At 43.1% G+C, this 13,304-nt stretch carries 5 protein-coding genes and 1 pseudogene; all 6 read left to right on the top strand.

Annotated features, from left to right (window positions below; translation table 11 throughout):
* Positions 1-444: 444 nt before the first annotated feature.
* Positions 445-894: pseudogene (locus AC0DBE_RS12860) on the top strand (DUF2247 family protein); the annotation flags it as partial.
* Positions 895-1,196: 302 nt separating this feature from the next.
* Positions 1,197-3,035: a PTS beta-glucoside transporter subunit IIABC gene (bglP, locus tag AC0DBE_RS12855; RefSeq protein WP_109491768.1), complete on the top strand. Its 1,839-nt coding sequence runs from the start codon at positions 1,197-1,199 to the stop codon at positions 3,033-3,035.
* Positions 3,036-3,056: 21 nt separating this feature from the next.
* On the top strand, positions 3,057-4,466 hold the full coding sequence (gene bglH / locus AC0DBE_RS12850) for an aryl-phospho-beta-d-glucosidase (protein WP_472962402.1): 1,410 nt from the start codon (positions 3,057-3,059) through the stop codon (positions 4,464-4,466).
* 102 nt (positions 4,467-4,568) lie between these two features.
* Positions 4,569-5,015 (top strand): universal stress protein, encoded by a 447-nt coding sequence (locus AC0DBE_RS12845; protein ID WP_472962400.1) that lies wholly within the window; start codon positions 4,569-4,571, stop codon positions 5,013-5,015.
* 145 nt (positions 5,016-5,160) lie between these two features.
* Positions 5,161-6,096, top strand: a complete 936-nt coding sequence (locus AC0DBE_RS12840; protein ID WP_072566794.1) for a DMT family transporter — start codon at positions 5,161-5,163, stop codon at positions 6,094-6,096.
* Between the two features lie 168 nt (positions 6,097-6,264).
* Complete coding sequence (gene wapA / locus AC0DBE_RS12835) at positions 6,265-13,299, top strand: tRNA nuclease WapA (protein ID WP_472962398.1); 7,035 nt, start codon at positions 6,265-6,267, stop codon at positions 13,297-13,299.
* Positions 13,300-13,304 lie beyond the last annotated feature (5 nt).

Here is a 13,304-nt window from a genome sequence, read left to right as displayed (position 1 = left end):
ATAAAGTAAAGTCCTGGTTTATAATGTTCACTATTTACAATGAATATGATTTATTAGAACTGTTTGATAGTGAGCCAATAAGTGTGTCGAACGATCTCTTTGCAGAAGTATTCATATACTCTATCAATGATAAGAGAGGCTTTAAATTGATTCTATCAATGGATGTATACGCTTTGGAATGCAATTTAAGTCTAACTTTCAATGAGTTGCTCGTTTTGGAATCTAAGTTTGTAAATGTAACTCAATTAAAGAGGTGTTATTCTGATCTATTCATTTATATTCATAACGTTCCAAAGGTAAAAGTTAAATTTAACAAGCAACTTGGGGTTATTTTTATTTAATAGAGAAATATATGGGGATAAAATAAAAAATTCAAGGATGTTAAAAATTGAAAATCACCTTTAAAACCTTTAAAGTGCATCATATAAATTATGCACTCTTTACGTTGGTTTGAAGCAGGGATGGATAAACAAAATTGAAGTAATGAATAATGCTGTTGAATATGTGATGAACCATCCGGGTGTACAACAAGAAGAAATTCTAGAACTGGCTTGGAGAGACAAGAATAATATTGAAGAAGCCATTTTGAATATAATACGAGTAGAAGAAAATAGATTTTATGCTATCGAAAAAAGAAAATGGAGATATGTTATTCTTCTTGAAATAAAATTAAAGTACACAGAACATGTAGAGCTTTTGAGCAAGCTTGCAGAAGTTTACGCAGTTATGAATTCCTCTGAGGATATGGAGGATTTCATTCATTATCAGCCGTCTTATAACGGATGCAACCTGCGCTTATATTCCTATGAACAAAATATAAATAGATTATGCAATTTGTTTCAAGACTTTTTAGTAAAAGAAAAACAAAATATACAAAATGGCTTATCGCTATAAACAAAAATAGTACTTAAAAAGTAATTTCCCTTAGTCAAAAACCAAAAATGAAAGCGTTGACATCCTCTAAATCTAGTGCTAAAGTATATCTACAAACAAATACAGCGACCCGTCAGGATTGTTACTGCGAAAGCAGGCAAAACCTAAATGGTGCAGGTGCAGGAGGAGACTCTGGCAATCTGCGTCATTTAGGTTTTTTTTATTCTCATTTAGGAGGTGATGCGTTTTTTGATACAAAAAAAGCTGGTGAAAGGCGGCCACCTTTCATCCAGCAGTCCCCCCCATAAAAAGGAGGTATACACATGGATTATGATAAATTATCGAAAGACATATTACAACTCGTAGGCGGTGAAGACAACGTTCAGCGCGTGATTCACTGTATGACGAGGCTGCGTTTTAATCTTCATGACAACTCAAAGGCGGATCGCAGTCAGTTGGAGCAGCTGCCGGGTGTGATGGGCACCAACATCAGCGGCGAGCAGTTTCAAATCATTATCGGAAACGATGTGCCAAAGGTGTATCAGGCGATGCTGCAGCATAGCAATCTCAGTGATGAGAAGAGCGCTGGTTCATCCTCTCAGAAAAAGAATGTGCTGAGTGCGGTCTTTGATGTGATTTCTGGTGTGTTTACCCCGATTCTGCCTGCGATTGCGGGAGCGGGGATGATCAAAGGGCTTGTTGCGCTAGCGGTCACGTTTGGCTGGATGGCTGAGAACAGTCAGGTTCATGTCATTTTAACGGCTGTCGGTGACGGCGCGTTCTACTTCCTGCCGCTTCTGCTTGCGATGAGTGCGGCGAGAAAATTCGGAAGCAATCCGTATGTAGCGGCAGCCATTGCGGCGGCGATTTTGCACCCGGATTTGACGGCACTGCTTGGTGCGGGGAAACCGATTTCCTTTATCGGGCTTCCTGTAACCGCTGCCACTTATTCGTCAACAGTCATTCCGATTTTGCTGGCGATTTGGATTGCTTCATACGTGGAAAAGTGGATTGACCGTTTTACTCACTCGTCTCTCAAATTGATTGTGGTTCCGACATTCACATTATTGATTGTCGTGCCGCTAACATTGATTACTGTCGGTCCGCTTGGCGCTATTTTAGGAGAATACTTGTCTGCTGGGGTCAATTATTTATTTGATCATGCAGGGCTGGTAGCGATGATTTTGCTGGCGGGAACGTTCTCTTTAATCATTATGACAGGCATGCATTATGCCTTTGTGCCGATTATGATCAACAACATCGCTCAAAACGGCCACGATTATTTACTGCCGGCTATGTTTTTGGCGAATATGGGGCAGGCCGGGGCATCATTTGCCGTCTTCCTTCGCTCCAGAAACAAAAAGTTTAAATCACTCGCGCTTACCACAAGCATAACGGCGCTGATGGGAATTACAGAACCTGCGATGTACGGCGTGAATATGCGTTTGAAGAAACCGTTTGCGGCCGCTTTGATTGGCGGTGCGGCCGGTGGCGCTTTTTACGGGATGACGGGTGTTGCTTCCTATATTGTCGGGGGGAATGCGGGTCTGCCGAGTATCCCTGTCTTTATCGGCCCAACGTTTATTTACGCGATGATCGGTCTTGTGATTGCTTTCGCAGCAGGAACAGCAGCTGCGTATTTGCTTGGATTCGAGGATGTACCGTCTGACGGCAGCCAGCAGCCGGCTGCAGGAAAAAGCTATGAGAGCAGCGGAGAAATCATTCACAGCCCTATTAAAGGGGAAGTGAAAGCATTAAGCGAAGTCAATGACGGGGTGTTTTCTGCCGGGATCATGGGAAAAGGATTTGCCATTGAGCCTGAAGAAGGAGAAGTTGTTTCACCTGTTCATGGAAGCGTTGCCACCATTTTTAAAACAAAACATGCAATTGGCATTACGAGTGATCAGGGGGCTGAAATCCTCATACACATTGGATTGGACACGGTGAAACTCGAGGGACAATGGTTCACAGCTCACGTCAAAGAAGGCGACAAGGTCGCGCCGGGAGATCCGCTCGTGTCCTTTGATCTGGAACAAATCAAAGCCGCGGGATATGACGTCATTACCCCGGTGATCGTGACCAACACAGACCAATATTCGTTTTCACCGGTGAAAGAAATCGGCAAAGTGCAGACAAAAGAAGCGCTGCTTGCTTTATCTTAAAAAACTGATGGGGTGATCAATATGAGTTCAAATGCAAAACGATTTCCAGAAGGATTTTTATGGGGCGGCGCAGTTGCTGCCAACCAAGTTGAGGGTGCTTATAATGAGGGCGGTAAGGGGCTTTCGACAGCTGATGTATCGCCGAATGGCATCATGTCTCCATTTGATGAATCAATGACTTCCTTGAATCTGTATCACACCGGAATTGATTTTTACCACCGTTATAAAGAGGACATCGCCTTGTTTGCGGAAATGGGTTTTAAAGCGTTCCGTACATCGATTGCGTGGACAAGAATTTTTCCAAATGGCGATGAAGAGGAACCAAATGAAGAAGGCCTCAAATTTTATGATGATCTGTTTGATGAACTGTTAAAGCATCAGATTGAGCCTGTCGTAACCATCTCTCATTATGAAATGCCGCTCGGTTTAGTGAAACATTATGGCGGCTGGAAGAACCGCAAAGTCATAGAGTTCTATGAACGCTATGCCAAAACTGTATTCCAACGCTATCAACACAAAGTGAAGTATTGGATGACGTTCAATGAAATTAACGTGGTGCTCCATGCGCCGTTTACCGGAGGCGGCCTTGTCTTTGAAGAAGGAGAAAACAAACGAAACGCAATGTATCAGGCGGCACACCACCAGTTTGTGGCCAGTGCTCTTGCCGTCAAAGCGGGTCACGAGATCATCCCTGATTCGAAAATCGGCTGTATGATAGCGGCAACGACAACCTATCCGATGACCTCTAAGCCGGAGGATGTCTTCGCGGCAATGGAGAATGAGCGCAAAACACTTTTCTTCTCAGATGTGCAGGCAAGAGGTGCGTACCCGGGATATATGAAACGCTATCTGGCAGAAAACAATATTGAAATTGAAATGGCTGAAGGCGATGAAGAGATCTTGAAAGAACATACGGTAGATTACATTGGATTCAGCTACTACATGTCGATGGCGGCGAGCACTGATCCGGAAGAGCTTGCAAAATCAGGGGGCAACCTGCTGGGCGGAGTCAAAAATCCTTATTTGAAATCATCAGAATGGGGCTGGCAGATTGATCCGAAAGGCTTGCGCATCACGCTCAATACCCTATACGACCGCTATCAGAAGCCGCTGTTTATCGTGGAAAACGGCCTGGGCGCTGTCGACAAAGTTGAGGAGGACGGCACGATCCAGGACGATTACAGAATCAACTATCTGCGTGATCATTTAATTGAAGCGCGCGAAGCGATTGCGGACGGCGTTGAATTAATCGGATACACATCATGGGGGCCAATTGACCTTGTCAGCGCATCTACTGCGGAAATGAAAAAACGCTACGGCTTCATTTATGTGGACCGGGACAATGAAGGAAACGGAACATTAAACCGCATCAAGAAAAAAAGCTTCAACTGGTATCAGCAGGTCATCGCCACAAACGGGGAGAGTCTCTGACAAATTTTTGAAAACTTATGCGCTTCAATTGACAATAACTAAAAGCAGGCGGACAATAAAAGAGAAAGATGAACCACCCACAGTCCGAAAGGCGGGAAGAGCATGTTTAACAAAATGTTAGTTGCGATTGACGGATCAGACATGAGTGAAAAAGCGCTTGATGCCGCAGTGCATTTGGCCAAAGAGCAGCAGGCGGAACTAAGCATTCTTCATGTGGGGAGAGAAGCCGTCGTCACGACTTCTTCTCTGACGGGAATTGTCTATGTGCCTGAACATTTTATTGATGAAATCAGGAACGAGGTTAAAAAAGAGGGTCTCAAAATCCTTGAGAATGCAAAAGAAAAAGCAGCCGAGAACGGTGTTCAAGCTGAAATATTTTACGCGCAGGGCGAGCCGGCTCATGAGATACTAAATACCGCAAAAGAGAGAGGCGTCGGCCTGATCGTAGTCGGCAGCCGGGGCATCAGCGGCCTGAAAGAAATGATGCTGGGAAGCGTCAGCCATAAAGTGTCTCAATTATCAACTTGCCCGGTTTTAATTGTTCGATAGATTTGTTAAAAAAGCGCCTCTCGGGCGCTTTTTTCTATTTAGAATAGAAGTGTTATAATATCTACATGTAAAAAAGAGGAATTCCATGTGTAGATTTCTGAATTTATAAAAAAATGCTATGGGTACTGGAGGTAGAATACGCTTGATGCAACAGGATCTTTCCATATCGTCAAAACAAAAATCAACAGCCGTGCTGAAAATGGTCATCTCCATGGTGATTTTCGGTTCCATCGGCTTTTTCTCAGAGCATGCCAATCTGCCGTCATTTGAATTGGTCTTTGTCCGCTGCCTTTGCGCGACGCTATTTTTAAGCTTTTGCTGGCTGGCGTCCGGCCAGTATAAAACTGAAAAGTGGAGCAAGAGAGAAGTGCTGCAAACATTAGCGTGCGGTTTCTTTCTTGTATTCAACTGGGTGTTCTTATTTAAGTCTTTTGAAGAAACATCTGTCACGATCGCCATCTCCGTTTATCACCTTGCACCGGTGCTTGTTCTTCTTCTGGGGAGCATCATCTACAGAGAGAAATTAAATGTGATCTCCGTCAGCTCCATTATCATCTGCTTTCTGGGAACTGCGCTGATTTCCGGAATTAACGGCAGCACTTCATTGACACAGCTGATGGGATCAGGGATCATATGGGCCGTTCTCGCCGCACTGTTTTATGCGTTCACCACTTTATTGGGAAAAGGCATTCAAAACCTCAGTCCTTACACGACAACCTTCTTGCAAACGGGTTTAGGGGTTATCATCCTGATTCCATTTATTCACTTCGGCGCTTTTGCTGACCTGTCACAAGGAAACTGGATTATGGTGGTATCTACCGGTATCATCCATACGGGTATTGTATATTTACTGTTTTTTGACAGTTTACGATTTTTATCAACGAAATTCATTTCAATCATTGTCTTCCTCGACCCGGCTGTTGCGATCGTACTCGATACCGTCTTCACAGGTTTCCGCCCAGACCTCTATCAAACACTAGGTATCGTGATGATCTTTGCGGGCATGGCTTTGACGCTTGTCAGGAGGCAGAGAAAAGCGGATGTGGTTGCTGAGGGTAAGGATATGGAACAAATTCAATAATGATAGAAAGAATGTAAAAAGGCCTAATTGGCCTTTTTTGTTTTAGGTCAATTTACTCTCGCTAATCCTTAAAATAAGATAAACTTTCTAGAAAAATATTGTAATAATATTTCAGTCTAGTTAAGATTATTGAGTAAATATTACTTTTATTACAAAAGGAGAGAGGGAATGAAAAAAAGAAAGAGGCGGACCTTTAAAAGGTTCATTGCAGCATTTTTAGTGTTGTCTTTAATGATTTCATTATTGCCGGCAGATGTACTGGCAAAAACCACAGAAGAAGAGGCTGGAAATCGTATCGTTTCTGATGATCCAGAAGAAACTCCTCGGAATGAACAAACTGAGGAAGCCGTACCTTTTGATCCGAAAGATATAAACAAAGAGGGAGAGATCACCTCAGAAAGAACAGAAAATACAAAGCTTTATTATAAAGGAGACGGTGTCTATAAACAGGAAGTATATCTTGACCCTATTCATACAAAGGAAACACCGAATGCTGACTGGGAAGACATTTCTCCTGAGTTAAAAGAGTCGACCAGCAAACAAGTCGAGACAGAGAATGCTATTTTGAATTCAGATTTTCAAAAGCAAATGAAGAACGGGCTTTATGCGACTTTTGAGCACAATGACCACAAGGTTACATATTCACTTGTAGAAGCGAAAGGCCCAAATAAAACTTCACTTACTCCGAAAGATACCTCAGCAGATTATAAGACTGACAGTAATGAGATTGTATATCCGGATGTGTTTCCGAATATTGATCTTCAGACTTTCACATTCAACGAAAACATAAAAGAAGATTTAGTCCTTCATCAGTATGATGGATACAATACATTTACATTTCAGGTAAAAACCGATTTGCAGGCTAAAGAACAAGAGGATGGATCCATTGATTTTTCTGATGAAAAAGGAAAAGTTGTTTTTTCTGTGCCTAAACCTTTTATGACGGATTCAAAGTTAGATGAGCTTTCTGGCGAGGTTGAACGGTCAGACAAAGTCAGCTATAAGCTGGAAAAGAATGAAGAAGGGTATTTGCTTCACCTCACAGCAGACGAGAACTGGCTGAAAGACCCGGAACGCGTATATCCAGTATCTATCGACCCATCAACATCTTTATCTGTTTCATCGGACACGTTTGTCATGAGTGCCTACCCGACGACGAACTATTCGGCCTCCTCACAAAAATGGGATGCTAATTTAAAGTCTTATGTGCTGAAAACGGGATACTATGACAAAACAACAGGCACAAACTATGCGTTCATGAAATTTAATAACCTAAAACCGATTCAAAATATGACTGTCACCAAGGCTACATTAAAAACTTATGTTGCCCATTCCTATTATGGAACAAAGGCAACCGGTCTTTGGCTGGATACGGTCAACAGCAATTATGATAATGCAAAAGTGACATGGAACACCAAACCGGCATCTAAAAATATCGGAAAAGCCGACGTCCATAAAGGACAGTGGGCGAGTTATGATGTGACCGCTGCTGTAAAGTCATGGAACTCCGGCGGGGCCAACTATGGGTTTAAGCTTCATACAAACGGAAACGGTAAGGAATACTGGAAAAAACTAATTTCTTCAGCGAACTCCGCCAATAAACCGTATATTGAAGTGACGTATACCATACCAAAGGGAAACACCCCTTCCATTAAAGCGTATCACAACGGAGACTCCACTGGTTATTTTGATATCAGCTGGAAAAAGGTTGAAGGTGCGAAAGGATATAAAGTATGGATTTACAATGGTAAAGAGTATCAAGCGATCTCTGCAGGCAACGTCACATCGTGGAGCACTAAAGGAAAAAAGATCTGGCCTACGAGCGCAGAAATTGCTTCCAAGCGATATAAACTGCATGTGGACGGCAAGGACGGAGCCGAATTGGCACTAGACCCATCCCCGGTCTATAAGAATTCCGGCGGAAGCTATGCCACAAGCAAAAACTATTGGATCGGCGTCAGTGCGATATTTGACCAAGGTGAAGGAGCGATGTCCGCACCGGCAAAGCCCGTTATCCCTAATGTAGGAAAAGCACAAGCACCGTCAACCAAGGGCTATAATAATGGAAATGCCACAGGATATTTTGATCTTTCTTGGAAAGCTGTATCAGGAGCCACCGGCTATAAAATTCAGGTATTCAATGGGAAAGGCTTTGAGACACTTGATCTGGGAAATCAGACATCTTGGACCACCAAGGGGAAAAAGATCTGGCCGACAAGTGCAGAAATCAAAGCGGGAAAATATGCTCTTCATCTAAAGGACGGAAACGGAGCAGAGCTGCCGATCAATCCTGGCCCAACTTATAAAAACGCCGGAGGAGACGGAGCCAAAAAAAATTACTCATTTAAAATAATCGCCTATAACAAAGACGGCGAAGCCATTGCATCACCGGCTGCTAATCCGACACTTCCTGATATCGCTAAGCCAAAGAATTTAACTGGCTATTTGTATACAAACACAAAATCGAGTCAAACGGGCTATGTGAATTTGATATGGGAAAAGGTTCAAAATGCGAAAGGCTATAAAGTTAACATCTATAACGGGAAAGAATATCAGTCCTATGATGTTGGTGACGTGGATCATTGGACAACCCAAAATAAAAACATCTGGCCGACGCCTGAGGAAATAAAAGCCGGAAGCTATAAGCTGCATACAGACGGAAAGGGCCGTGAATTGGCACTCGATCCATCACCTGTCTATAACAATGCAAATGGGAATTACAAAGGGAAGAAGAATTATTCTTTCACGCTTTCCGCCTATAATGCAAATGGTGAAACGATTCCGACGGCACCCTTTAACCCAACGTTCCATGAAGGCGCAGAATTCCTTGGAACAGAAGAATACTGGTCTATCATTGATATCCCAAGCGGCCAGTTAAATGGTGCGACAGGCAATGTTATTGTGAATGAAGAAGACCTGTCAATTGACGGACGCGGACCGGGACTTGGCTTATCGAGAACCTACAACAGTCTTGACACCTCTGATCATTTATTTGGGCAAGGCTGGTATGCTGATGCAGAAACATCTGTCATCTCGACGGATGGCGGGGCAATGTACATCGATGAAGACGCTACGACCCATCGATTTACGAAAAAAGCCGATGGCACATATCAGCCGCCGACCGGTGTATATCTTGAATTAACAGAAACAGCTGATCAGTTCATATTAAAAACAAAGGATCAAACCAACGCTTATTTCAATAAAAAAGGCGGCAAACTCCAAAAGGTAGTGGATGGCCACAACAATGCAACTGTCTATACTTACAATGACAAAAATCAACTGACAGCCATTACAGACGCATCAGGCCGCAAGCTCACATTCACATATGACGAAAATGGCCATGTGACCTCCATCACCGGACCTAAGAATAAGAAAGTAACCTACTCATATGAGAGTGATTTGCTGAAGAAAGTCACGGATACAGATGGGACTGTCACAAGCTTTGACTATGATGCGGAAGGGCGTCTTGTCAAACAATATTCAGCCAACAGCAACGAAGCAAAGCCTGTCTTTACCGAATATCAGTATAGCGGACACCGTCTCGAAAAAGCGATCAACGCTAAAAAAGAAACATATGTCTATAGCTATGATGCTGATAAAAAGACGCTTCTTATGACACAGCCAAATGGCCGGAAAGTACAGTATGGCTATAATGAAGCGGGAAATCCCATTCAGGTTATTGATGATGCGGAAGGGCTAAAAATTACAACAAATACAAAATATGAAGGCAATAATGTCGTAGAAGATGTAGATCCAAACGACGTCGGAACCGGAAAAGCAACGGAAAGCTATCAATATGACAAAGATGGCAACGTTACATCCGTTAAAGACGCGTATGGAACTGAGACATACGAATACAACAAAAACAACGACGTCACAAAGATGAAGGATACCGAGGGCAATGTCACGGATATTGCTTATGACGGACTGGATGCTGTATCCGAAACCGATCAGAGCGGAAAATCATCTTCAGCAGCTGTTTATGATAAATATGGAAACCAGATTCAATCCAGTAAAGATTTATCAGCTTCAACTAATATTTTGAAAGACGGAAGCTTTGAAGCGCAAAAATCCGGCTGGAATCTGACTGCATCTAAAGACAGCGGCAAAATCTCAGTGATTGCCGATAAAAGCGGGGTTCTTTCCGGATCAAAGGCATTGGAAGTCTTGAGCCAATCAACGTCTGCCGGAACAGATCACGGATATTCCTCAGCGACACAAACAGTTGAGCTGGAGCCGAATACAACCTATACATTAAGTGGGAAAATCAAAACAGATCTAGCGAAATCAAGAGCTTACTTTAACATTGATTTGCGAGACAAAGATCAAAAACGAATTCAATGGATTCACAATGAATACAGTGCATTAGCCGGAAAAAATGACTGGACAAAACGGCAAATCACTTTTACGACTCCGGCAAATGCAGGAAAAGCTGTTGTGTACATGGAAGTCGATCATAGAGATAAAGATGGCAAAGGAAAAGCATGGTTTGATGAAGTCCAGCTGGAAAAAGGCGAAGTTTCGTCAAGCTATAACCCAGTTCAAAACAGCAGTTTCACAGCAGCAACGGAAAACTGGAATGTAAGCGGGGCCTCCGTTGATTCTGAGGAAGGCTTTAATGATGACATATCATTAAAAGCTGCCCGGACCAGTGCGTCCCAAGCCGGATCAGTAACAAAACAAACCGTTGTCTTAGGGCAAAGCGCAAACGACAAACCAGTTTATCTCACACTGACAGGAATGTCGAAAGCCAGCAGCGTCAAATTTACAGATGAAAAAGACTATTCTCTGCAGGCTAATGTCACTTACGCGGACGGCAGCACAGGTGTATACAATGCCAAATTCCCTTCTGGAACACAGGAATGGAACCGGGCAGCTGTCGTTATACCAAAAACAAAGCCGATCAATAAAGTCGATATCAGCATTCTGTTCCAAAAGAGTGCGACAGGAACAGTCTGGTTTGATGATATCCGCCTGATTGAAGGAAGCCTTCTGACAAAAAGCACGTATGACAGTAATGGTAACTATGTGACCAAGGAAGAGGACGAACTAGGTTACGCCACTTCAACTGATTACGATGAAACTGGTAAGAAAACAGCTGAAACGGATGCAAAAGGTGAAAAAACAACCTATACGTATGATCAGGCAGACCAATTGACAAACATGACGCTCTCCAACGGCACTTCTATCCTTCACAGCTATGATAAGGAAGGCAATGAGGTAAGCAAAACCATCCGGGCGGGAGCAGATCAAACCTATAAATACGAATATGATGTCATGGGCAAGCTTGTCAAAACAACTGACCCTCTGGGCAATGTGTTAGCAAGCGAATATGATGCCAACAGCAACCTGACCAAAACCATTTCACCAAATGGCAACGAAGTGTCTCTTTCCTATGATGGAACAGACCGGGTGAAATCAAAGTCGTATAACGGTACAGAAAAGTACAATTTCACGTATGACAAAAATGGAAATGAAACATCGGTCGTCAATAAAGAGCAGAACACCACAAAGAAACGGACATTTGACAACAAAAACCGTTTAACCGAATTGACCGACCGCGGCGGCAGCCAAACTTGGACATATCCTAGTGACTCCGATAAGCTGAAAACCTTCTCGTGGAGCCATGGGGATCAAAAAGGAACGAATCAATTTACGTATAACAAGCTGGATCAAATGATTGAGATGAAAGACACTACATCTTCTTATTCATTTGATTATGATGAAAATGGCAACGTCCAAACCTTTATTACGGGCAACGGCGGCGGAACAAGTTTTTCTTATGACGAAAGAAACCTTGTAAGCTCGCTGCATATCGGCGACAAAAACGGCGGAAGCATTCTGACGGAAAGCTATGAATACGACGCCAACGGAAACCGCACAACGATTAACAGCTCAGCAAGCGGTAAGGTGAAGTATGAGTATGGAAAGCTGAATCAGCTTGTCAAAGAAACCCACGAAGACGGCACTGTCATTGAATACACATACGATGGATTCGGAAACCGGAAAACCGTTACAACTGTAAAAAACGGTTCAAGCAAAACGGTGAATGCTTCCTTCAACATCATGAATCAGCTGACAAAAGTCAATGATGAAAGCATCTCTTACGATAAAAACGGCAACCGTACATCCGACGGCAAATTCACATATACGTGGGATGCAGAAGATAACCTGACCGCCGTTACAAAAAAGGGCGAAGACAAGCCATTCGCAACATATAAGTATGACGAAAAAGGAAACAGAATCCAAAAAACCGTCAACGGAAACGTCACGAACTACTTCTATGACGGAGACAGTTTGAACGTCTTGTATGAAACAGACGCGGACAACAATGTCACAAAATCGTACACGTACGGGGACAGCGGCCAGCTGTTATCCTACACAGAAAATGGCAAGAAATATTTCTATCACTACAACGCACACGGCGACGTCATCGCGATCTCAGACAGCACTGGAAAAACCGTTGCCAAGTATCAATATGACGCATGGGGAAATCCAACAAAAACCGAAGCAAGCGATGAAGTAAAAGATAACCGCTACCGATACGCAGGCTACCAATACGACGAAGAAACCGGCCTGTACTATCTCATGGCCCGCTACTACGAGCCAAGAAACGGCGTGTTCCTATCGCTCGACCCAGACCCGGGCAGCGACGGAGACTCATTGGATCAGAATGGCTATGCTTATGGAAATAATAACCCGGTGATGAATGTTGATCCGGATGGTCATTGGGTTTGGCTTGTGGTAAATGCCGGGTTTGCAGCCTATGATGGGTACAAGGCATATAAATCAGGTAAAGGATGGAAAGGTGCTGCTTGGGCGGCTGCTTCTAACTTTGGGCCTGGGAAGATATTTAAGGGTGCTAAGAGAGTTTATAGATTTGCTAAAAAAGTTAAAGGAACCAAAGGTTACTATAAACAAACAAAAAGTCATAATCTTTCTCCTAAGGGGGCAGGGAGAAGAGGCGCTTTTCGTGAAGCGAAAAGAAGAATGGGTATTCCAGTGAGTGCACAGCCAACTAAAGTGACAAGGGCAAGAGATAAGAGAGGTAAAATTATACCTGGAAAGACTTATATATATGGGAAAGGAAAGTATGCTAGAAAAATACTTTGGCACCCGGCAGGACACTATTATGGTAAAGGCTCACCACAAAATAGAGGTAGACATTATAATGACGATAGAAAAAATCATTATAATTATTAACTAAT

This window comes from Bacillus sp. VA15, assembly GCF_055721145.1.
This window is presented reverse-complemented; position numbering and strand designations above follow the sequence as displayed.

Bases quoted from the DNA above. Each gene is read 5' to 3' on its own strand.
- bglP (WP_109491768.1), top strand. From the start codon at position 1,197: ATGGATTATGATAAATTATCGAAAGACATATTACAACTCGTAGGCGGT.
- wapA (WP_472962398.1), top strand. From the start codon at position 6,265: ATGAAAAAAAGAAAGAGGCGGACCTTTAAAAGGTTCATTGCAGCATTT.
- AC0DBE_RS12840 (WP_072566794.1), top strand. From the start codon at position 5,161: ATGCAACAGGATCTTTCCATATCGTCAAAACAAAAATCAACAGCCGTG.
- bglH (WP_472962402.1), top strand. From the start codon at position 3,057: ATGAGTTCAAATGCAAAACGATTTCCAGAAGGATTTTTATGGGGCGGC.
- AC0DBE_RS12845 (WP_472962400.1), top strand. From the start codon at position 4,569: ATGTTTAACAAAATGTTAGTTGCGATTGACGGATCAGACATGAGTGAA.